This window comes from Helicobacter monodelphidis, from assembly GCF_003288845.1.
Taxonomy (GTDB): domain Bacteria; phylum Campylobacterota; class Campylobacteria; order Campylobacterales; family Helicobacteraceae; genus NHYN01.
The window spans coordinates 36,183-59,214 of the sequence record NZ_NHYN01000012.1; the positions used below are offsets into that span (position 1 = coordinate 36,183).

At 37.5% G+C, this 23,032-nt stretch carries 23 protein-coding genes; 18 read left to right on the top strand and 5 right to left on the bottom strand.

Annotation, left to right across the window (positions count from 1 at the left end):
* Position 1: 1 nt before the first annotated feature.
* Positions 2–316 (bottom strand): hypothetical protein, encoded by a 315-nt coding sequence (locus CCZ01_RS06225; protein WP_112052366.1) that lies wholly within the window; start codon positions 314–316, stop codon positions 2–4.
* Between the two features lie 124 nt (positions 317–440).
* Between CCZ01_RS06225 and CCZ01_RS06230 the strand changes: the two genes are divergently transcribed.
* The 4 genes from CCZ01_RS06230 (at position 441) to CCZ01_RS06245 (ending at position 3,391) form a co-directional block, all read left to right on the top strand.
* Positions 441–977 carry a D-glycero-alpha-D-manno-heptose-1,7-bisphosphate 7-phosphatase gene (locus CCZ01_RS06230; RefSeq protein ID WP_112052367.1) on the top strand — a complete coding sequence of 179 codons (537 nt, stop codon included), beginning with the start codon at positions 441–443 and terminating at the stop codon, positions 975–977.
* A gap of 42 nt (positions 978–1,019) precedes the next feature.
* Positions 1,020–1,847, top strand: coding sequence for a HemK/PrmC family methyltransferase (locus tag CCZ01_RS06235; protein ID WP_181566342.1), 828 nt, complete (start codon positions 1,020–1,022; stop codon positions 1,845–1,847).
* A gap of 172 nt (positions 1,848–2,019) precedes the next feature.
* Positions 2,020–2,442, top strand: a complete 423-nt coding sequence (locus tag CCZ01_RS06240) for a DUF4879 domain-containing protein (protein WP_112052369.1) — start codon at positions 2,020–2,022, stop codon at positions 2,440–2,442.
* Positions 2,443–2,497: 55 nt separating this feature from the next.
* A complete protein-coding gene (locus CCZ01_RS06245; protein WP_112052370.1) occupies positions 2,498–3,391 on the top strand; it encodes a hypothetical protein in 894 nt (297 codons plus the stop codon).
* Between the two features lie 50 nt (positions 3,392–3,441).
* On the opposite strand, the gene CCZ01_RS06250 is transcribed toward CCZ01_RS06245, so the two are convergent.
* Entirely contained in the window at positions 3,442–4,404 is a 963-nt protein-coding gene (locus CCZ01_RS06250) for a CinA family protein (protein ID WP_112052371.1), read from the bottom strand.
* Between the two features lie 101 nt (positions 4,405–4,505).
* Between CCZ01_RS06250 and ppk2 the strand changes: the two genes are divergently transcribed.
* Positions 4,506–5,354, top strand: a complete 849-nt coding sequence (ppk2, locus tag CCZ01_RS06255) for a polyphosphate kinase 2 (protein WP_112052372.1) — start codon at positions 4,506–4,508, stop codon at positions 5,352–5,354.
* A gap of 289 nt (positions 5,355–5,643) precedes the next feature.
* Here ppk2 and prfB read toward each other — a convergent pair whose 3' ends face one another.
* Complete coding sequence (prfB, locus tag CCZ01_RS06260) at positions 5,644–6,741, bottom strand: peptide chain release factor 2 (RefSeq protein WP_112052373.1); 1,098 nt, start codon at positions 6,739–6,741, stop codon at positions 5,644–5,646.
* 71 nt (positions 6,742–6,812) lie between these two features.
* Here prfB and panC point away from each other — a divergent pair, with 71 nt between their 5' ends.
* Together panC and CCZ01_RS06270 are read left to right on the top strand one after the other, a co-directional pair.
* Positions 6,813–7,643, top strand: a complete 831-nt coding sequence (panC, locus tag CCZ01_RS06265; RefSeq protein ID WP_112052374.1) for a pantoate--beta-alanine ligase — start codon at positions 6,813–6,815, stop codon at positions 7,641–7,643.
* Positions 7,644–7,775: 132 nt separating this feature from the next.
* Complete coding sequence (locus CCZ01_RS06270) at positions 7,776–9,455, top strand: hypothetical protein (RefSeq protein WP_112052375.1); 1,680 nt, start codon at positions 7,776–7,778, stop codon at positions 9,453–9,455.
* Between the two features lie 57 nt (positions 9,456–9,512).
* Here CCZ01_RS06270 and CCZ01_RS06275 read toward each other — a convergent pair whose 3' ends face one another.
* Positions 9,513–10,295 (bottom strand): SIMPL domain-containing protein, encoded by a 783-nt coding sequence (locus CCZ01_RS06275; protein WP_112052376.1) that lies wholly within the window; start codon positions 10,293–10,295, stop codon positions 9,513–9,515.
* Between the two features lie 109 nt (positions 10,296–10,404).
* Here CCZ01_RS06275 and CCZ01_RS06280 point away from each other — a divergent pair, with 109 nt between their 5' ends.
* Positions 10,405–10,842, top strand: a complete 438-nt coding sequence (locus CCZ01_RS06280) for a hypothetical protein (protein WP_112052377.1) — start codon at positions 10,405–10,407, stop codon at positions 10,840–10,842.
* A 3-nt stretch (positions 10,843–10,845) separates the two neighbouring features.
* On the opposite strand, the gene CCZ01_RS06285 is transcribed toward CCZ01_RS06280, so the two are convergent.
* Entirely contained in the window at positions 10,846–11,115 is a 270-nt protein-coding gene (locus CCZ01_RS06285; RefSeq protein ID WP_112052378.1) for a hypothetical protein, read from the bottom strand.
* Between the two features lie 183 nt (positions 11,116–11,298).
* Here CCZ01_RS06285 and CCZ01_RS06290 point away from each other — a divergent pair, with 183 nt between their 5' ends.
* The 10 genes from CCZ01_RS06290 to CCZ01_RS06335 all read left to right on the top strand — a co-directional run bounded on the left by CCZ01_RS06290 (position 11,299) and on the right by CCZ01_RS06335 (position 22,922).
* Complete coding sequence (locus tag CCZ01_RS06290; RefSeq protein WP_181566343.1) at positions 11,299–12,498, top strand: peptidoglycan DD-metalloendopeptidase family protein; 1,200 nt, start codon at positions 11,299–11,301, stop codon at positions 12,496–12,498.
* Between the two features lie 2 nt (positions 12,499–12,500).
* Positions 12,501–13,073: an NUDIX domain-containing protein gene (locus CCZ01_RS06295; RefSeq protein ID WP_112052380.1), complete on the top strand. Its 573-nt coding sequence runs from the start codon at positions 12,501–12,503 to the stop codon at positions 13,071–13,073.
* Positions 13,070–13,864: a plasminogen-binding N-terminal domain-containing protein gene (locus CCZ01_RS06300; RefSeq protein ID WP_112052381.1), complete on the top strand. Its 795-nt coding sequence runs from the start codon at positions 13,070–13,072 to the stop codon at positions 13,862–13,864. Before CCZ01_RS06295 ends, CCZ01_RS06300 begins: the two co-directional genes overlap by 4 nt.
* A gap of 9 nt (positions 13,865–13,873) precedes the next feature.
* Positions 13,874–15,256 carry a glycolate oxidase subunit GlcD gene (gene glcD / locus CCZ01_RS06305; protein ID WP_181566344.1) on the top strand — a complete coding sequence of 461 codons (1,383 nt, stop codon included), beginning with the start codon at positions 13,874–13,876 and terminating at the stop codon, positions 15,254–15,256.
* 178 nt (positions 15,257–15,434) lie between these two features.
* Complete coding sequence (gene hisC / locus CCZ01_RS06310) at positions 15,435–16,529, top strand: histidinol-phosphate transaminase (protein ID WP_112052382.1); 1,095 nt, start codon at positions 15,435–15,437, stop codon at positions 16,527–16,529.
* Between the two features lie 23 nt (positions 16,530–16,552).
* Positions 16,553–18,274: a flagellar basal-body MS-ring/collar protein FliF gene (gene fliF, locus CCZ01_RS06315; protein ID WP_112052383.1), complete on the top strand. Its 1,722-nt coding sequence runs from the start codon at positions 16,553–16,555 to the stop codon at positions 18,272–18,274.
* A 12-nt stretch (positions 18,275–18,286) separates the two neighbouring features.
* Positions 18,287–19,312 carry a flagellar motor switch protein FliG gene (gene fliG / locus CCZ01_RS06320; RefSeq protein ID WP_112052384.1) on the top strand — a complete coding sequence of 342 codons (1,026 nt, stop codon included), beginning with the start codon at positions 18,287–18,289 and terminating at the stop codon, positions 19,310–19,312.
* A complete protein-coding gene (gene fliH / locus CCZ01_RS06325) occupies positions 19,305–20,147 on the top strand; it encodes a flagellar assembly protein FliH (protein WP_181566345.1) in 843 nt (280 codons plus the stop codon). Before fliG ends, fliH begins: the two co-directional genes overlap by 8 nt.
* A complete protein-coding gene (gene dxs / locus CCZ01_RS06330; protein ID WP_112052386.1) occupies positions 20,144–22,009 on the top strand; it encodes a 1-deoxy-D-xylulose-5-phosphate synthase in 1,866 nt (621 codons plus the stop codon). The genes fliH and dxs overlap by 4 nt, the downstream gene beginning before the upstream one ends.
* A 94-nt stretch (positions 22,010–22,103) precedes the next feature.
* Entirely contained in the window at positions 22,104–22,922 is an 819-nt protein-coding gene (locus CCZ01_RS06335; protein WP_112052387.1) for a hypothetical protein, read from the top strand.
* Positions 22,923–23,032: the final 110 nt, after the last annotated feature.

The following is a 23,032-nucleotide window of genomic DNA, read 5'->3' on the forward strand; positions in this document are numbered from 1 at the left end:
CCTAATCTCCCATATCTAAGATAAGATATTTGAATTTAACATCCTCAAGTTGTTTTTTTAAGTGCTTGTTCTCCTCCCTCAATGCATCAGCCTGTGTTTGCAAATGCAAAATATTGCGACTTGCATAATAAATATTACTGCGAATATAGATTTTTGGGGCAAAAAGTGCTAATATTAAAAAAAGTAAAATAAATATTGTGATCAAGCTTTTTAGATTAAGATTATTACTTTCTTCTTGATAGCGATCATATTCTTGTAATAATTGTTCTTTTTCCTCTCGCTTCACATCTGTATTTTGTTCAATTGCCTGCTCCATCTCAATGCCTTCAATAGTTTGCTATTTTTGTGAATTATACCATAGTTTCACCACCCTACCCGCCTTTCTTTAAGCCTAATTTGTATATTCTTATCCAAATAAGAATCCAAAATGAGAGGACGCGATGTGCACAAAAGCCCTTTTTTTAGACCGCGATGGAGTCATTAATGTGAATACAGAATACTTACATTCCGCATCTCAACTGACTTGGGTGGAGGGTATTTTCGAGATTTTAAGCTTTTTTAAGCAAAAAGGTTTTTTGCTATTAATGGTTACAAACCAATCAGGTATTCACCGCCACTATTTTTCTTTTTCTGAGTTCAGCACTCTTAGCCTTTTTATGCAAGAATATTTACATTTTCAGCTTGGCTTTGGATTAGACCGTATCTACTTTTGCCCCCATCTACCGCAAGAAGAATGTGCTTGTCGTAAGCCTAAAGCAGGTATGATAGCTGAATCTCTACATGATTTTCCACAAATTCAACTTTCCTCATCGGTACTGATTGGAGATTCTTGGACAGACATTCTTGCCGCAAGAAATGCAGGAATCCAAAAAAGTTTTTGGCTGAATTCAAGCACCACAAAGGAAGAATCACTACAAGAATTAAAACCTAATGAAATACGCATTTCTCATCTTCAAGAAGTTATAGATCTTTTTTAGGTTTCTGATGCTACAATTCGTTATCCACAAAAAGGCATAACATTGCAATTGCAAGAGATTCTTAAAAAGGGTACTTCGCAACTCCGGAACATTGCCGAAAGACCGCTTTTAGAAAGTGAAATTCTACTTAGTTTTATTTTACAAAAAAATCGTGTTTTTTTACACACTCACCCCAACCTCATACTTACAAATTCACAAATAAGAGCCATTCATAAACTTTTTAAACGTCGTGAAAATGGAGAACCTATTGAATACATCACCCATTCTGTAAGTTTTATGGAGTATTTTTTTTATATTACTAAAGGGGCTTTGATTCCGCGTCCAGAGAGCGAAATTCTTATTGAAAAAACAAAAAGTCTTATACTGCAAACCAACGCAAAGAATGTCGCTGAAATTGGTGTTGGTAGTGGTGCTTTAATATGTAGTCTTTCCCTTTCCTGCCCAAATATCCAATTTTTTGGAAATGATATTTCACTAAAGGCTTTGCGTATTGCAACAATCAATATTAAGCGACATTCACTGCAAAAACGCATTACATTGAATCAAAGCTCTTTGTTAGATAAAATACCTCAAAACATCGAAATTATCTATTCAAATCCACCCTACATTCAAAATAACATACCTCTTCCCAAGCCTGTATTGTATGAGCCTAAGGAAGCACTATTTGGGGGAGAAATGGGCGATGAAATCCTCAAGCAAATCATTTTTTTAACCCATCAGAGAAAAATTCCTTACCTTTTATGCGAGATGGGTTATAATCAACGAGAATCCATAGAAGCATACGTTCAACAATTTACACCTAAAAAGATTACATTCTACCAAGACTTAGCAGGGCTGGAACGCGGATTTATTATTGAATTTGGCGGTTAAAAACATTAAAAATAATTTTGTTTTATAGATTTATTGATAATTTTATACAAAATATTGGATAATCACTGCGTTATTTTAACTTTGGCGTTGCTTTAAAGTGTGTTTATGAGCGTTTTTGGTTTTTGCTGGATTTTTTGAGAATCAAAAAATCAGCACATATGAGGAGTGAACCATGGTCGATATGGAAGAGAATGTCCAATTCTTTGCAAATAATCAAACTAGAGGACCTGCACCCGCAATTTCAAGCGTAGAGGTTGTCAGAGTAATATCCGATCAACATCCAAATGGAGAGTCGATTGATCCTTTCCAATTCACAACAACACTAGACCACGATACAGGTATTAAGGCGGTTGTGGGCATTATAGGATACAACAACACCATGCTAGATGTTATGCGTTTTGCTGGACAAGAGTTTGGAAAAAATCCAAGATTACTTAGTCACACAGCTATTCATACGGATGGCGATGGATTTGTCGATGGCTGGCAAGAAACTTGGGACTTATCAGGACTTCCAACAGAAGGTTCATTTCAGCTGATTGCTCGTTCGCTTAGCGGAATTTCTCGCACAGAATCTGATTCTATTTACATTCTTTAGTTTCAGGAATCCTTTTTGCTTATCTTTGAATAAGAATAAGCAAAAGGATTCATTTATGATTACTTCTATAAACTCCAAAAAGGATTTCTCTTATTTACCAGATACAAAAAAACAAACGCTTTCTAACATTTTTATAAAAGACTTACAGAAAGCTCAAAAATCAAAATACACAGAATCATCGATCAATATAGAGCAATTAACTGCACATATCAACAAACAATACAATCTAACGGCACACCCTAAAAGCGACCAAGTTACACAGGAACAAGCCCAAAGAGCCCTTGAAAACAATGAAATTGTCTTTGATGATCAAGGCGAAGTTGTTGGAATTGTCATAAGAACGGGTTCAAAAGAAGGTGGAAGTGGGTGGACAGCTAATCTGCTCGCGGTTGAATTGCAAAAAGTAGGTGCAAAAGAAGCCGCAAAGGCAGTAAGTACACTATGGGAACAAAGTAACAGGGAAGAGAAAAATTTTCTATTAGAGGCAATTGAAAACAAACGGCGAAGAAGAATGTATGAGGAAAATCAACCTTACAGTTTACTTGATCCAAACACTCCCACTTTTAAAAACACGCGAGGGGAGGCGGCAGTTTGTGAATTCTTACATGGACTTGAGGAGCATATCTCACTTGTTAAACTTAATCAAGGGGAAGAACCTGCGGAACGCATTCGGGCTAAAATTAACCTTTTCAATCAGCTTTCGGAATCACTAAGAAACACCTTGAGTGAATCGGGATTAAATGATTTTTTAAATGGCACTTATCAACCCAAATTTTCATCTAAAAATCTTTCGGAATCCATTCAAGAGCATTTGAAATTTTTAGTAACAGGAAAAACAAAAGAAGATGAGGAAAAAGAAATGTTTAATCAGATTCTTAAGCGTTTCAACGAAAAAGATCAAGGGGGAAGTATTTTTACGCAAGTCTTGCAAGAAAAGGAAAAGCATTAATTCACTGCAAAAACCAATAAAATCCCTTAAGATACCTGCTTGCTAGAATTCTATCCTAATTGTATTAAAGCCTTAAGGAGCATTAAGAGTGCGTAATGTGTGGCTTGTTGCTGGATATAAATTCTATCGCCTTGAAATTGCAGACGTTCTACCTGCGTTGAAGCACCTCTTTGTGCCACAGCAATATAAACACAACCCACAGGCTTTGTTGCACTTCCTCCACCAGGTCCAGCCACCCCGCTTGTTGCAATTCCAAATTCTACCCCTGCTTTTTGTATAATCCCTTCTGCCATTTGTTGAACGCAGAATTCACTCACACTTGAATATGTTTTTAAAATGCCTTCATCAACCCCTAACCAGCACTGCTTTAGATTATCTTGATAGCTAACCATTGTTCCATTAAATACACAAGACGCACCCGCCAAAGCAGTAATTTTTGCTGCAACTAGTCCACCTGTGCAACTTTCGGCCGTTGCCATACGCATTCTTTTTTCAAGTAATAGCTCCGAAACTTTAACCTCAATCCCACCACGACAAAAAACAAAATGATTGCCAAAATATGCATTCACTTCTTTCATAAATTCTTCATTCTGCCCCTTGATTAAAAATGCATTACTTATCGTTATTACAGGAATTAGCTCAACATCAAAAGATTGTGCAAGCGGTGAAAGAAACAATATTGCCGTATCTTTCTCAAAACCCAAAGAATAAAGCCATACTTCATTACTACAAACATAAGGTTGCTGAAAATAACCGGGTACATAAACAGACAATAAGGGATTTTGCAACCTCAAAGACTTCAATGCTTCTAAGTGTGATTCAAAACAAATTACGATACCGTCTTCATAAATTTTAAGGATACTTTGAATAATCTCACAATAATTCTCACTCTCTAAAATGCGAAATACAGCAGAAACTCTTCCATACTTTTGAATCACTTGTCGATGATAGTAATCAAAAAATGCGTTATCGTAAAAAAATGAATCACCGATGGTTGCAAAAAACTTTTTCATTCACTCCCTTTTATTCTATGTTCAGTGAAAAATTAATTATTGTGTAATTGTTTTTATACTATACTCAAATCTGTTTTTTAAATTTCTTAAAAGGAGTAGGAATGGCAAAGCAAATTGTAATTCGCCCAGAAGAAGCGAATCCACAAAAAGCATTTAAGAAAGATGGTCGCATGAAGAGGGATTTTTATGAGGAGGAAATCAGAAAACTTCAGATTGAGCTTGTTAAGCTTCAAAATTGGGCAAAAGACCAAAATAAGAATATTATTATCATTATGGAAGGACGCGACGGTGCTGGCAAGGGTGGGACAATCAAAGCCTTGACAGAACATATGAATCCTAGAGGTTGTCGTGTTGTTGCGTTGCAAAAACCTAGCGATGTGGAACGGACTCAATGGTATTTCCAACGTTACATTAGTAGTTTTCCAAATGGTGGTGAGATTGTTTTCTATGACCGTAGCTGGTACAATCGTGCAGGGGTAGAACGTGTGATGGGATTTTGCTCTGTAGACCAATACAAAGAATTCATTTATCAAGCACCAAATTTAGAACAAATGTTGCTAGGAAGCGGATTCTTACTATTTAAATACTTCCTTGATGTTGGGCAAGATGAACAACTTATGCGCATCAAACGAAGAGAAACTGACCCTCTTAGAATGTGGAAACTTAGCCCCATCGACTCAAAATCACTCGATTTATGGGATGACTACACAGAAGCTTTCCAAAAAATGTTCTCACGTACACACACACCTTATGCTCCGTGGGTGATTGTTGACTCCAATGATAAAAAACGTGCAAGATTAAATTTAGCAAGAGATTTACTCTCACGCATTGACTATGAAGGAAAAGACCAATCTAGCGTTTGTTTGCTTGCAGATCCTAGCATTGCATCGCGTTATTCGCAAGGCTACACCGCTCAAGATAGCAAACGCAAAAAGAAAAAGGACAAGTGAGTAGAATCAATGTCTACTACCCCGCATTTTGTGGGGTTTGTTAGCTACTTCACGATTATGTGACTCAGATTTTAAAGAACAAGTAACAATGTTAAAGAGATATCAAGCCCACTCCAAAACACAGGATTCAGGCTTTTAACTTTAATTAGACACAAAATTAGATTTTACATACAAGGGGCAAAATGCTTGATGTTGGACTCATTATTTTTTTAAATGTGGTAGTAGTCATTGGAATAGGAAGCTTTCTCTATTATGCCTATTTCAAAAAATAAATTTTAGCAACAAGAATCTATCTTTGTGCGTTTGCAATTAAAACACCCTCCAAAATATCGTCTAAATCGCCATCTAAAATCGCCTCTGTGTTACTGTAAGCAAGATTAGAGCGAACATCTTTAACTTGCTGATAAGGATAAAGCACATAATTACGAATCTGATAGCCCCAACCATTTTCTCCCTTAATATCCACCTCACCTTGTGTAGTTTTTTTCAGCATCTCCAATTCATAAAGTCGACTTTTTAACATTTTAAAAGCAGTAGCTTTATTTTTATGTTGACTACGGTCATTCTGACATTGCACGACAATGCATGTCGGAATATGTGTGATTCTCACGGCAGATTCTGTCTTATTAATATGTTGCCCACCCGCCCCACTTGCACGATAAGTATCAATACGAATATCTTTATCTAAAATTTCAATTTCAATATCATCATCAATTTCTGGACTTACCACAACAGAACTAAAAGAAGTATGTCGCTTTCCATTTGCGTCAAAAGGGGAAATCCTCACTAAACGATGAATTCCGCTTTCTACTTTCAAATAACCATAGGCGTTATCCCCTTTAATCAAAAAAGAAACATCTTTAATCCCTGCTTCCTCTCCCTCTTGATAATCCAATAATTCTACCTTAAACCCTTTGCGTTCGCTATAACGCAAATACATGCGATAAAGCATACTTGCCCAATCTTGTGATTCTGTTCCTCCAGCACCCGGATGAATCGTTAAAATTGCATTCGCACTATCATACTCACCATTCAGCATGACTTCAATCTCTAGGCCTTTGAGCTGTTTTTCAAGCTCCACAGATTCCTGAAATAGCGAATCTAACATACTTGCATCATCTTCACTTGTCGCAATTTCAAAAAGCTCCCTTGCATCTTTGAGTGCATTTGCATTCTGGTAATATTTATCTAAAACTCTTTCAATATGCCGCTTTTCTTTTTGTAATTCACTCGCCTGCTTTGCATTCTCCCAAAATATTGGGTCTTGTTCTTGCTTAGCAATATCATCTAAACGCGTATGAAGTTTATCAATGCGAATAATGCTCTTAATGTTTTCAATCTTGATTTCAAGTATTTTCAGCAACTCGCCATACTCATAAATATCCATTAAAATTTAACTCCCAAAAGAAAAATTTTGTATAATTCACACTTCAATTCTACACAACTAAGGCTTAAGGTATGCAAGTTATCCAAAAGATAGAAGAATTACGACAACATATCACACATTTAAAAGACAATTCTCTAAGTATCGGTTTAGTCCCAACAATGGGGGCTTTGCACAATGGGCATATTTCTTTAATCCAAAAAGCAAAGGAAGAAAATCAAAAAATCATTGTTTCTATTTTTGTGAATCCAAAGCAATTTGGTAAGGGTGAAGATTTTGAACGTTATCCACGCACATTGCAAACAGATATAGATATCTGCCAAAAAGCAGGAGTGGATATTTTATTTACCCCAGATGCTGATGAAATTTATCATAATGATCCAATCAAGATTCTGGCACCAAGCAAAAGTGGTAACATCTTAGAGGGTGCTAGACGAAAAGGGCATTTTGATGGTGTACTAGAAATTGTTTTGCGACTCTTGAACCTTACTCAAGCTAATCGTGCATATTTTGGCAAAAAAGATGCACAACAGCTACTCATCATTCAACAAATGGTAAGGAATCTATTTTTACCTGTAAAAATTGTGGGGTGTCCTATCATTCGCGATTCAAAGGGGTTAGCACTCAGTTCCAGAAATCGTTATTTAAGCAAAGCAGGTTACGAACAAGCCCTACAAATTCCTCTTGCACTAGAGACAATAGGACGTAAAATTATGGGAGGAGAATATTGCTGTGAATCCCTCAAACAAATTGGTTTGGAGTCTTTGAGGCAAATAGAAGTTGATTATCTAGCGATTGTTGATCATCAGCTCAACGATATCAAAGAAATCAAAAAAAATGAAAGTCTCATTTTGTTAGTTGCTAAAATTGAGGGTGTTAGATTACTGGATAATCTTTGGATTTAAGAGCTAAATTAATTCTTATCGAAACTTTTTAAACAAAAGGAACTAAAGTTTTTCATAACTTAACCGATATAGATGATGTAAACCCCCAGAAAGGAATAGGGGAAGAAGATATCAATATGCGGAGAAGGAACCATGGATGGTTTAACGACATCTTTTCAACAATATAATCGATTGAGTTCATTCGCTTTTGGCGAATCTGGCAAGGCTACAGAAGAGGAAAGAACCCCCTCTAAAGGCAAAAATCCACACAGTAGCACTAATACTAACACCAATGATCGCGTTGCAACATTACAAGAGCCTATTGCAGGCGTAAGTGATAAACAAGAAGGTCAAGGCGGTGGAAATGGTAGTGGCAACTCCCAATTTCAACAAAATACTATTCAAGCAGGCGTCATAGAAGGGCCTAGCTTTGGCGAAATTCTAGACAGCAAAAGAATAACTGAAGCCATCATTGATAAGGCTTTACAAGTTGTAAGTAGCATTCGCGATGTTTTTCTCATAGAATATGCAAAAATGCTTGGCACAACAAGAGAACAAGCCTCTGATATTGCAGATAGCATTCAAAAGGGCAACGGGAGTTCCTTTTCAATGATTTTTGATTCAGTCATTCAGGGTGCGGATATGTCGCAATATGTCTTTAAAACTGAAATTAGCTTCTCAAGTAGCTTTATGCAACAAAACTTTTTTAATGGTGCAGATGGCACAACTGCTGGTATGGATTTCTCTTTCACAAATATTTCGTTTGGTGCAAGCATGAGCCAAACCAATAATGGCAATTCAATAACCACAAACTTTAACTTCATGTTCAACTCCACACAAATCAACGCTAGCCTTTCAGGTACTCCAGGTGGAAATTCTACATTAAATCTTATTGACCCATTAATTATCGACTTGGGTGGTGAGGGAGTAGAGTTAAGCACAGACTATTTTCAATTTGATTTAGATGCTGATGGAGAGCTTGACCAAATCTCTCGCCCAGCAGGAAATAGCGGATTTTTGGCATTAGATAAAAATGAAGATGGGGTAATTAATGACGGAAAAGAGCTATTTGGGACACAAAATGGCGATGGATTCAAAGATTTAGCACAACATGACTCTAACAATGACGGGAAAATTGACAAGAATGATCCCATTTTTGAAAAATTACGTATTTGGCAGCCTGGTGCCGACGGCAAAGGTAAATTAATCGGGCTTGGCGAAGTTGGAATTGGTGCAATTTACTTGGATGCACAAAAAAATCAACATATCTTTGAAAGTGCGTCTGGCGAGGTTTTAGGTGTTCAGCAGAAAAGCGGAACATACGAAAGAGTTGATGGCACAACAGGTGGAATTCATCATGTCGACCTTGCAAAACGACAAGAAGAACAACAAGAAGAGACAACATCAAATGCAAGTAAAGAAAAAGGAATTGCGAGATACAAACAAAGTCAAGGCGACCTCGAACGCTTACGATTCCTTAACAATAAACCAACAAGCGCTGAAGACAAAATTAATCTTAATGAGGGTTTCAGCGAAGAATTCTTAACTTCTATCCTCAAAGATATTACGCAAAAACTCGGCAAGGAGAATGTGGGCTTACTGCAGGGAAATGAAGATGCATTCTTGCAACGATTTTCAGCCTTACAGAAAGGTGAAATTAGCAACGAAGAGCTAACAGCAATGCAAATTGATTTCATTTTTAGCAAGAATCGCAATCCTAGTTCGCATGCTTCTATCTTAAACAGTATGATTTTTGGAGATAACCTTAGTCAGGTCAATGCTTCAATGTTCCAGTATGACGCACTACTAAGAGCACAAAGACTACTTACTTAGATATAACATAAAAGGGGGTGGGTATTTAAGCCCACCTTCGTAACATTAAAATCATTTTTACCGACAACTAAACTGCACGACCGCTTGAGAACTAAACTCCCTATCTTGTACAATAGGCGTTGTATTTTTTGCCATTCTCAAAGAACCTCCATCAGCCATAGGTGATGCTGCAAGCATACGAGGTACAATATGCCCATTGCCAATCTGCATTGTTACAACCCTGCACTGACGATTCAAGATTTTAGAATAAGATTCTGCATACTTTGAAGCTTTCAACAAAAGCTCCTCATACATTTTATCTTCATTTTCATTCATTTCTTCTGTGCTAAAAGTTTGTTCTAATGCAGGAATATTTAACGTTGCATATCCACTTTCTGAAACAAAACGATCTAAATCATGCAAAAGTGCACTATAGGATTCAAGCTGCTCCTTGGTAATTTTACATTGCAATCGTGAATCTAATTCCTGCCCAATTATATTCCTTGCACCTTCTTCATAGCGATAAATAGGACGCACTTCATAACTTCCGCCACTACAAAATTTCTCACGAGAAACACGTTCTAAAATTTTTGCAAATAAATCGCCGACTGCAACTTTATCTTCGCTTGTTAATTCTGCCTTACTGCTCAAAAGTTTTGCAGCATTGAATGTTGGAGTTGAGGTAAAAAGTGTTGCCATCATCATAGAATTCACACTGATATTACGGCTAAACTCTAAATTTTCCTGCTCCAATTCTTTTTTGAGTTTGTCTGTAAGAATTTCAAAAAAAATTCCTCCAACAAAAGCACCCACAATGCAAACCCCAGCAACAACATACTTAAGAATATGTAACCATTTCATTCCACCTCCTTAAAAAAGCGAAATTGTAGCTTGTATACAATTAACCCTCCATTAACTTTGATATGCAAAAATGTTTCTATGTTTAAAATAAAAATTTTAGGAACTAATTATGATTCAGTCGATTCATCAAATACAAAGCCAACTAACCATTCTTAATCATCAAGAACCTACATCGCAGTCTAATCGCTTTAACGATATTCTTAACGCAATCAAGCAAAAAGATTCAACTCTACCAATAAAATCCATTCTACCTTCTTTAGAGGATAAAGAATCTGTCGCAAGAGAAAATCTAGCTATGCGTATCGAAATAGCACAGCAAGAAATAGCACAAGAAATACGCAAGGGGCAAAGAATGGAACATTCTGTTAAAGCCGTTGTCGGACTTGTAAATCAAGACTTCTGGCGACAAGCCTTCAGTCCTGCCATTGAAAATCAAGAAAAAAGCAACAACCCCACCCTAAGTCTAGGAAATGATCATACGCAGGTGGGGGAAATCAGCACCTTTGCCGATATGTCCCTATTGAGTGGCGGAATCAAGGACAACTGACTCTTAATGCACAAGCACTAGACGCGGATTCTCCTGCCCATTTGCACGGAAAGCTTCACTAAAAGCTTTCTGTAGTGCTATCGTTAGAGCGATTTGACTTTCATACTCCACTGCCTCCTGTGGATTTTTAGCCATTTGCTCCAATGTCCCTTTACTTAGCACAAAATTATCCGTTTTACGATTAGGCATGGCCACATCGATACTAAACTCAACCTCCTGGAACCGATTCTTTAAAGCATTAAAGCATTCTCTTGTTGTTTTTGTCTCATTCATTTTGCTTCTCACATCCTTTTGCCTTGTAGCAAAAAATTTAAATTTCTGCTTTAGTTTTCAGCAATTAATGTTCCACATTGGTATATTTTTATTATATAAAAAAGTTTTAATAATTTATAGATTCATATACCTTTCTGTGATAGAATGGCAAACTTCATTCTAACAAAAAGGGGTGGTTTCAAAATGAGATTCTTGGGCTTAATGATGTGTTTTATGATAGCACTATCAGCAAATAGTTTTGCTGCTGTTGTGCAAGAAGGTATTTGGGGAAATGGTGTAACTTTTCTTGATTTTTTAGATAAACACAAAATTCCTCAAAATCTCTACTATAACCTTTCTCCAGAAGATAAGGAGTTGGCAACGGAAGTGATAAGTGGTAATAAGTACTTTATTCTTAAAGATGATAAAAATGGGCAACTTTTGCAAGCATTGATTCCAATCGGTGAAGACAATCAAATCCATATTGTTAAAGATGATTCCACAGAAAATGGCTACCACTTTGGCACTATTCCTGTACAATTCTTCCAAAAGCAACAATCCATTGCCTTAGAATTGAGCAATTCCCCCTATCATGAAATTACGAAAGCCACCAATGATACTCGATTAGCAAATGAATTTGCAATTGCCTTTAAACAATCTTTCAATATTAATAATTTACAAGTTAAAGATAAAATTGCTCTTATTTATAACCGCAAATATCGCTTAGGTGCTCCTTATGGTTCTCCTGAAATTGTTGCTGCTTTTGTTAACACAAGAAATAAACCTTACTATGTCTTTGCTTACAAAGATGGGCGCTATTACAATGAGAAGGGTGAAGAATTAGCAAGATTTCTACTCACTAATCCCGTACGTTATACGCGCATTTCTTCACGTTTTTCAAATGCAAGAAAACACCCTATTTTGGGTTATAAACGCCCACATTTAGGTGTGGATTATGCGGCAAAAAAGGGTACGCCTGTTCATGCTGCTGGTGATGGAAAAATCACTTTTGTTGGAAACAAAGGTGGCTACGGACGCACAGTCATTATTAACCATACCGATGGCTTTAAAACGCTTTATGCCCACCTCAATGGTTATGCAAAAGGTATCCGCTCTGGGCAGTTTGTGAAACAAGGTAAAATCATCGCTTATGTTGGTAACAGCGGATTAAGCACAGGTCCCCACCTGCATTTAGGTTTATACAAACATGGACGTGCAATTAATCCCCTTAAAAGCGTAAAAGTTGCAAAAAGGGTACTAAACAAAAATGAAATTAAAGAGTTTAACCTATTGGCAGTTGACTACAAAGCCCGTATTCAAGAAGTTCTTGCCCAAGAAAACTTGCCCTTCTATGAAAAAGCAGTTGAATATCTTGCCAAGCACGACACTAACAAGGATTTATAGAAGTGAATAGCGACAATATCAAAATTTTACATACTGAAGAATGCCCAAACTCTCCTTATATTCGCACTAAAAGGGTGCATTACCTTGAGAAAGGTTGCCAAAAAAGTTGGGATATTCTAGATGCTCACGATAGTGTTGCAATTTTGATTTTTGACAAGACACAACAATCCTTAATTGTCGTCAAGCAGTTGCGTATTGCAGTTTATGCAAAAGAAAACATCCCTTACACTTATGAGCTATGTGCCGGGCTTGTCGATAAACAAAAAAGCTTAAGAGAAATCGCAAGTGAAGAAGTTTTAGAGGAATGTGGCTATGCTATTTCTCCAGATGCATTAGAAGAAGTTGCTCTCTTTTACTCTTCTGTGGGCTTTGCCTCCACAAAGCAACATCTCTACTATGCAGAGGTTGACGGCACAATGAAGATGAATGAGGGCGGGGGCATTGATGATGAAATGATTGAAGTTGTCAGCATTCCCATTCAAGAATTACAACAATTCATTTTCGATTCTCAATATGCAAAAACATCGGGGCTACTATTTGCCTTTTTGTGGTTTTTAAGGAAATACCCGCAATGATTATACGAAAAATAATTTTTGGATTTTTTTTAGCTATTATCTGGCTACAAGCAGAGGACTTTGGGAATCGTATTTCCATTCCTATTTTAGAATTAGGAGAAGAATCTGAATTTTTCTACACACCCTCTATGGATTTGAAAGTAGGCGAAAGTGGCTTTGTTGTCCGCCAACTTGACAATAGACATTCAGCAATTATAGCACGTACCGCTGTTGTTGGCATTCAAGACGGACGTGCTAAAATCGCCTTTGAGCGATTCAAAACACTAGACCACGCCTCTTTTCCACGCCCTATAATTCAACCAAGCATTGGCGACAATATTGTTTTTCGCTCCTTAAACCATCGTGCAATTCTTATCTCGCCTAATCAGGATTTATACACAAAAATTACAAATCGTTACACGGGGGTTGAATGGATTCACCCTGATCTTTTTGCAGCATATTTAGTCAAAGAAGGGAAGTCTGCCCCTAGACGCAATGATTTTCGTGCATTATGTGATAGTTATGGAGTAGGGATCGTTTACATTGTCGGTGTTGGTAGCGGTGAAATCAGGGATTGTCAAACCTTTGGACTTCTTAAACAAGATTCTTTAAGCGAAGTGAGTACGGAAACGCAGCAGGTGCACCCATTCTTTTCACGCATTGGAGAATTAAACAATAATTGGTTTAGTTTTGGAAAATTAGAGATGGACGATTACTACCGCTTTTATAGGGATCTGGGTAGGGGTGCGATTAAAGATGACGAAAGAGGATTTTTTAACACAATTTTTAATATCATCATCGACCAAGAATAAGGAGGAATAATGATTAACGAACAACATATCAAAGCCTTAAAAGCGATTGTTGGTGAGGAGAACTGTTATGATGATATCGCACACAAACTTGCATATTCCTACGATGCAACACGCAACCGCTATGAACCCGATGCCGTCATATTTCCACGCGATGAGCAAGATGTAAGCCAAATTCTTGCTTATTGCAACACACACAGAATCACTATTACACCACGAGGTGCGGGAAGCGGATTTACCGGTGGTGCATTACCTATCAATGGAGGCATCATTCTTGCCTTAGAAAAGCATATGAACAAAATTCTTGAAATTGATATGGAAAATATGTTAGCACGTGTACAACCGGGAGTTGTGAATAAAAAATTCCAACAAGCCGTAGAAGAAGTCGGGCTTTTTTATCCCCCCGACCCTGCAAGTGAAGAATACTCCACGCTTGGAGGTAATGTGAGTGAAAATGCGGGCGGAATGCGGGCAGCTAAATACGGCATTACAAAAGATTTCGTAATGGCATTGCGTGCAGTTTTACCAAGTGGAGAAATTATCCGTGCAGGTAAAAAAACCATCAAAGATGTTGCGGGCTATAATGTTGCTGGAATTCTTATTGCAAGCGAAGGAACACTTGCTGTCATCACAGAAATTACACTAAAGCTATTGAGTAAGCCTAAATTACGTCAAAGTGCAATGGGCGTTTTTCCCACAATTCAAGCCGCCATGAATGCAGTGTATAAAACGATGTCTGCTGGGGTTACACCTGTTGCGATGGAATTTTTAGACAATCTTAGTATTCGTGCTGTAGAAGAACGCTTCCACAAAGGGCTACCTAAGAATGCCGGTGCAATTTTGATTACAGATGTTGATGGAAATTTACCTGAAGAAATTGACTATGCTATCAACAAAATTCAAGAAAAATTTTACGAAAATGGTTGCACAGAATTCAAAAAAGCGACAACTGATTCAGAAATTGCCGACCTATGGTTTGCAAGACGAAATGCAAGTCAAAGCATTACAATTTATGGAAGCAAAAAACTCAATGAAGATATCACTGTTCCACGTAGCAAGCTTCCAGAACTTTTAGAAAGGATTGAGCAAATTGCCCAAAAATACAGTGTTGTTGTGCCATGTTTTGGGCATACTGGTGATGGTAATGTACACACAAATGTAATGGTTGATGGTAATGATCCAAAAGAATTAGAAAAGGGACATTTAGCTATTACGGAAATTTTCAAAGTTGCAATTGAATTAGGTGGCACCCTAAGCGGAGAACATGGCATAGGTATTGCAAAAGCACCTTTTATGCCCCTTGCATTCAATGAATCAGAGATGAATTTATTTCGTGCAATTAAAAAAGCGTTTGACCCTAACAATATTTTAAACGGAGGAAAAATGGGATTATAACTTTTTAAAGAGCCTAGCTATTTCTTTAGTGATATTTTCTTGTCATTTTTAGAAACAATTTTGATAAAACTCTATTATAGTTTTGAAAATTTAGGGCAAAATTTAGAAGTTTATTGTTATAATTGAGGGTTTATTTTAGAGGTTTTACTCTAAAAGATATATGGAGTGCAAAAAGGGAATGAAATTTAAAGCAGCATTACAATCCTTACAAACCTATGAGGCAGGGAAACCAATAGAATTAGTTGTAAGGGAATTTGGCATTTCTGCAAACGAGGTCATCAAGCTTGCAAGCAACGAGAATCCGCATGGCTGTTCAAAAAAGGTTCAGCAATGTGTAGCACAAAAGCTTGCTTCAATGCACCTTTATCCTGATGATTCATTTTATCAACTCAAAGAGGCTTTGGGGGCAAAGCATAAAGTGGATACATCGCAGATTATCATTGGTGCGGGTAGCGATCAGATTATCGAATTTGCAATTCATGCGAAATGTGCTAAGAATGATGGCATTTTAATGGCTGGTGTAACTTTTGCTATGTATGAAATTTATGGGAGAATTGCTGAAGCAAAGATTATCCGCACAAAAAGTTCCACCCATAATCTTTCTGAATTTACAGAATTATATAAGCAGCATTCACCCTCTATCATTTTCTTGTGTGTCCCCAACAATCCATTAGGAGAATCGCTAAAAGTTTCTGACATTCAAACATTCTTAAAACAAATCAATAAAGAATGCCTTGTTGTCATTGATGGGGCATATCAAGAATATGCAACATTTAAAGATGAAGAGATGCGAATTTCTGTGGCTGAATTTATTAGGGATTTCCCAAATGTATTGTATTTAGGAACATTCTCAAAAGTTTATGGCTTGGGCGGAATGCGTGTAGGTTATGGCATTGCACAGCAAGAGATTATCCAAACACTTTACAAATTACGTCCCCCATTCAACATTACAACCCTTTCTTTGGTGGCGGCCATAGAGGCATTAAAAGATGAAGAGTTTATAAAATATTCATTGCAGGATTGCTTCACACAAATGAAGCAATACGAAGATTTTTGTCGGCAACGTGGAATTCGATATATTCCTTCTTTTGCGAATTTTATTACTCTTTTCTTAGATGGGTTGGGCGATTCGACGACTCTTGCACAAAAAATGCTAGAAAAAGGCGTCATTATCCGCAATTTAGCATCATATGGGCTAAATGCAGTCAGAATCACCATAGGCACAAAAGAGCAGAATCAAAGGGCTTTATCGCTTATGAGTGCTCTTTTGTAAGGATTAAATACTAAGGGATAAATATGGATTTTCAGGCAATATTTAGGCAAATTCAAGCAATTTATAAAAAACAGAGTTTTCGCCAACGACTTGTGATTATTGGGACAATCGTGGCTGTTATTTTGATGATTGCTTTTTTGTTTATTTACAATGGACGAAGCAGTCAGCAAACTTTAGCAGGTTATTCAACGCTGTTTGAGGGACTATCTCCTCAAGATTCAGCTTTAGTGTTACAACATTTGCAACAAAACCAAATTCCTTATGAGATTCCTAAGGAAAATACAATTGCTATTCCATCAGAACAAGTTTTGCAACAACGCATTATCCTTGCCGGAAATGGCATTCCAAAAACTTCTAAGGTCGGTTTTGAAATTTTTGATGTTCAACAATTTGGTGTAACTGACGAAGAACAAAAAGTAAAGTTCTTACGTGCAACAGAGGGAGAATTAAGCCGTACAATCGAAAGTCTTTCTCCTGTGCAAAAAGCTATTGTGAAAGTTGCACTACCTAAACAATCTGTGTTTACACAACAATCTACACCACCAACTGCCTCTATTGTTTTACACTTACAACCCAATATGGCATTAACCCCCGCACAGATTATGGGAATTAAGAATCTCACGGCTGCAGCTGTTACAAGCCTCACACCCGAAAATGTGAAAATCACAAATTCAGATGGTGATCCACTCGGTGAAGATGATGCCCTTACCTCCTTAAAATCTCAGTCTGCAATGCAACGTGCACACCAAAAGGCAGCCGAAACCGCCTTAGAAGAAAAAATTACCTCGATTCTTGCTGCTGTCGTAGGTGGCCCAGATAAAGTTGTCGCAAAAGTTACAATGGAGTTTGACTTCTCCCAAAAACAAAGTACAAAAGAAAGCTATGGTCCCAATAGTTTTGTGTTTAGTGAACAAAATATCGAAGAAAAAAGGGAAGGTTACAAGCCTAAAGAAATTGGAGGCGTTCCGGGTACGGTGAGCAACATTGGTCCTGTGCAAGGGTTGGACAATCAAGATATTCGCGAAAAATATGAACGTTCTGAAAACACAACAAACTATGTTACAGACAGAGAAGTTGCAAGCATTAAGGGTGAATTTGCAACATTGAAACGTTTAACAGCTGCTGTTGTTGTTGATGGGCGCTATAATGTCGAAATTGATGATGTGGGCAATGAAGTTTTGCGTTATTCTGCTTTGGATGATGACACGATGACAAGAATCCGTGCACAAGTACGCGATGCTATTGGCTTCAATCCCGACCGTGGCGATACCGTTAGTGTTGATAATTTTGAATTCAGTGCAACAACTGCTGCATACATTCCAAAAACTGCCTTTGAACGTTTTATGGAAGGAATGCAAAAACTGCTTGGACCATTCACGCCATTGTTTAAGTACCTTGTTGTGGCATTCATTCTATTTGTGTTTTACAAAAAAGTTATTGCACCCTTTATGGAACGTATGCTTGAAATTCACGAAGATGAGGACGATGAAATTGAATCTCTCATCAAACTTGATGAGGACGATGAAGATAGTCGCAATAAACTCAATGAAATGCGCAAAAGAGTGGAGGATCAACTTGGACTTAGTTCAGGCTTGAATGAAGATGAAGTTAAATACGATATTCTGCTTGAAAAACTCAAGGCATTAATCCAGGACAAACCAGAAGATGTCGCTAGTGTATTCCAGGCACTTGTACATGATGAGTTAGGCATTGACGATGCCAAAGCATTAGCAGAGAAAAAGTAAAAAGGAGTCAGAATGGCGTTAACACCTCGTCAGCAAGCACAATATGATGAAATGAGTATGGCGGAGAAAATTGCCATACTTCTTCTGCAGGTCGGTGATGATTTAGCAGGGGATATTCTTGCACGGGTTGATTTGGATACTATCACAGAAATTTCAAAATACATTGCACAAAATACTGGTATCGATAAACCCATTGCAACAGCGATTTTAGAAGAGTTCTATGCCATTTTTCAATCCAACCAGTACATTGCAGCAGGAGGCTTGGAGTATGCAAGAGAGATTCTTTATCGTGTGCTTGGTCCAGAAGAAGCAAAGAAGGTTTTGGATAAGCTTGCAAAGTCTATGCAATCTGCACAGAATTTTTCTTACCTTTCAAAAATTCGCCCACAACAACTTGCAGACTTCATTATTAATGAACACCCCCAAACCATTGCATTAATTCTCGCCCATATGGATCCTACAAATGCAGCAGAAACCCTAAGTTATTTTACCGATGATTTGAGGGCGGAAATTGCTATTCGTATGGCAAATTTGGGGGATATTTCACCTAATGTTGTTAAAAGGGTTTCAACAGTGCTAGAAAACAAACTAGAATCACTCACAAGCTATAAAGTAGAAGTGGGCGGAACAAGGGCGGTTGCTGAAGTATTTAACCGCTTGGGACAAAAAGCTGCAAAGGCAACGATTGCTTATATTGAACAAATCGATGAGCAATTAGCTAATGAAATTAAGGAAATGATGTTCACCTTTGAAGATATTGAGAAGCTTGATAATGCGGCAATTCGTGAAATTCTCAAAACTGTGGATAAAAAAGAGCTTACTTTAGCGCTTAAATCTGCACCAGAGGAATTAAAGCAAAAGTTTATCTCCAATATGTCTCAAAGGGCAGGAGAGCAGTTTATAGAGGAAATGCAATTTTTAGGTGCCGTCCGCGTTAAAGATGTGGAAGGCTCACAAAGGAAAGTTGTAGAAGTCGTTCAAGCTTTAGCAGAGCAGGGCGTAATTCAAATTGGCGAACAAGAGGATATGGTTGAATAATTTACAGCATCAAGAAAATGTCATCGCAACAGATAGACGCAGTCGGCACGATATTAGGCGGTATGAATTCAAGGCGCTTGAAGTTCCAAGCGAAGAATCTCTACCAAAACTGGATTCACTTCCTGTGTTAGAACAGGACACTCCACAGGAAGTAACACAAGAAAGTATAGCCCCAACGGCACAAACGACGCAGGAAATGCCACCTCCACAAGTGATAAGCGGTATTGAAGCAGAACTAATTGAACGTTTACTGGAACGGAGTGATGATCTTGCAAAATCTTTGGATTCTGTCCAAGCAAAGCTTGAAAAACAACAAGAAGAGATGGAAAAGATTTTAAGAGAAGCAAAAGAAGAATCCAGAATGCAGGGCATTAAAGAAGGTGAGGAGCAAGCACGAGCACAAATGCAAGCTGAAATTGATGCCGTGATTGAAAAATTTGGTGATTCTATCGCAGGCATTGGTGAAACATCTCTAAAAATGGAAGAGCATATTAATGGCATAGAAAAAGACTTAAGCCTTATTGCAATTGATATCGCAAAGGAGGTCATTGCAAGAGAAGTGAGCGAACAAAGCGGTGAAATTGCACTTTCTCTTTCTAAAAAACTCCTAGAATCTCTAAAAGAAGCCACAAAAATTCTTATCAAACTCAATCCGGAAGATTATGCTATTTTACTCAAACGTTTTGATGGAGATAGTCGCATTAAACTTCAGGCAGATAAAGCCATCACAAAAGGCGGAGTGGTCGTTGTCAGCGACAGTGGTAATTTAGATGGAACAATCCATTCTCGCTTTGAAAATCTTAAACGTTCAATTCTAGAAGGCAATCAAGGATGATTTTGGAAAAAAGTGAACTCAACATCAAAGAAAAAAGCATCGAAGAATTAGAAGTACTTTGCTCTTTAATCCGAAAACGCATCTTGGAAGTTGTTTCTAAGAATGGGGGGCATCTTAGCTCAACGCTTGGTGCAACGGAACTCATTGTCGCGATGCACTTTGTTTTTGATTCACCTAACGATCCTTTTATTTTTGATGTCTCGCACCAGGCTTATGCACATAAGTTATTAACAAATCGTTGGGAAGAGTTTGAATCTTTAAGGCAAACCGGCGGTTTAAGTGGCTTTACTAAACCGCAAGAAAGTGAACACGATTATTTTATTGCCGGTCATAGCTCCACCTCCATTTCTTTGGGTGTGGGTGCAGCTAAATCTATTGCCATCAAACAAGAAAACAGAATTCCTGTTGTTCTTATTGGTGATGGTTCACTATCGGCTGGATTATGCTATGAGGCGTTAAATGAATTAGGCGATCGTAAATATCCTTTAGTGATTATTTTAAACGATAATGAAATGAGTATCGCTGAACCTATTGGTGCAATCAGCAAATATCTTTCACAAGCCATCGCGGGAGGATTCTTCCAAACTCTTAAAGCAAAGGCAGAACCCATCTTTAAAAAGCTACCAGAAGGTGCGACTTATATGGCTAAGCGGTTTGAAGAATCCCTTAAACTCATCACGCCAGGGCTACTCTTTGAAGAATTGGGGTTAGAATATATCGGACCCATCGATGGACATAACTTAAAAGAAATTATTGAGGCATTACATATCGCCAAGGGGCTTAGAAAACCCATTGTCATTCATGCACAAACCATTAAAGGAAAAGGCTATAAGATTGCTGAAGGACACTTTGAATCATGGCATGGTGTTTCACCCTTTGACCTAAGTAGCGGAAAAGCCTTGACTCCAGTCAATATAACTAATGCCCCAGCACCAACAAGTGTATTTTCTAAAACCTTACTAGAATTAGCAAGAAAAGATGAAAAAATTGTCGGGGTTACGGCTGCTATGCCAAGCGGAACTGGAATGGACGCACTCATCAAAGAATTTCCCAACCGCTTTTGGGATGTTGCCATTGCAGAAGCCCATGCTGTTACCTCAATGGCAGCTGCCGCTAAAGAGGGGCTTAAGCCATTTGTTGCCATTTACTCCACATTCTTGCAACGTGCTTTTGATTCTTTAATGCATGATGTTGGGATATCTTCATTGCCTGTGCGATTTGCAATTGATAGGGGAGGAATTGTGGGAGAAGACGGAGAAACACATCAAGGGCTTTTTGATGTTGGCTATTTGCGTTTAATTCCACATTTTACACTCCTAGCACCCTACTGCAATGCCCAACTTAAAGATATGGTTAAGTTTTCTTACACCTTCGATCAAGGACCGATTGCATTTCGCTATCCGCGTAAAAAATTTATTATTCAAGATAATGAATTAACTTTTAGTCAAACGGAGTGGGGAAAGGGCGAAATATTACTTGATGGAAAAGAGATTGCCTTTATTGGTTATGGAAATGGTGTAGGCAGGGCATTCAAGCTTATCAAAGCGCTGGAAACAAGACATAATCAACCACTACCTGCTTTGGTTGATTTGCGTTTTGTTAAACCTTTAGATTCTCACTTACTTCTTCATCTTGCACAAAAATATAAAAAATGGTTTGTTTTTAGCGATAATAGTGTTGTAGGCGGTGTTGCAAGTGCATTGATGGAATGGCAAATGACAAATCATCTTCAAATTCAAACGATTTCCTTCGAATTTGAAGATGATTTTATTACACACGGCAATGCTGATGAAATAGCTAAACAAATTCACATCGACACAGAATCCTTACTACAAAGGTTTCTAGCTTATCAAAATCAGTAGTTCACCTCATTTTTTATTTTTTTCTATTTTTTTGGAATAACTTTTGCTTATTAAATATTAAGGGTAAAGGCAATTTCAATAGTAAGGAAATAAAATGATAACAACAGGTTACAACAATCATAATACTTTTGTAAGAGATTTAAAACAACCACAGCAAGTAAAATCCTTTAAAGATACTTTCTCGCTAGATTTACAGAATACAAACACTAAAGAATCTACAAATTGGCTAGAAGATGATTCTACACAAAAGATTAAAACCCCACTCAAAGAGGGTTTAAGTATTTTAAACCTTATCTCTCCTCAACAAGCAGAAAACAAAGAACCACAAGAAACAGAAGCAGAAAAAATAGCAAGGATTACAAAACATTTCAATGAGAAGTTTAATCCTAATAAAATTAAACGCAACAATGTTACAGAAGAACAAGTTGCAGAGGCACTGAGAAGAAATGAAATTGTTTTTAATGAGAATGGGGAGGTAACTGATGCCTTTATACGAGATCCTAAACGAGATTGGTTTTTATATAAGCCTAGGGGTAATCCTTGGGCAGTGGAACTTAATAAAGCAGGGCTAACAGAAGAAGCAAGGGTGGCAAGTGATTATTGGCAAACGCTTAGCTCTGATGCGCAAAAAGAGGTATGTTTCACGCATACCCTGCATAAAGTAAAGCAAGCAGAACTTTATACAGGAACTCCCTTTAGCGCATTTGAGCGAGGTATAGAGTTTCCTTTTTTTAATTCTACAAGCAAAGAAGAGATAATGAATGAATTCTTTAAGACAATCGATAAGAGCCTTAAAATGAATGAAAACAACGCAGGTGGTAATTCTATAGAACAGGTGCAAAAGGATAAAAGAATCCTCACTGAATTTAGAAATACAATGCAAGAAGTTTATTCTAAGAAGGAAATAAAATGATAACAACAGGCTACAACAATCATAATACTTTTGTAAGAGATTTAAAACAACCACAGCAAGTAAAATCCTTTAAAGATACTTTCTCACTAGATTTACAGAATACAAACACT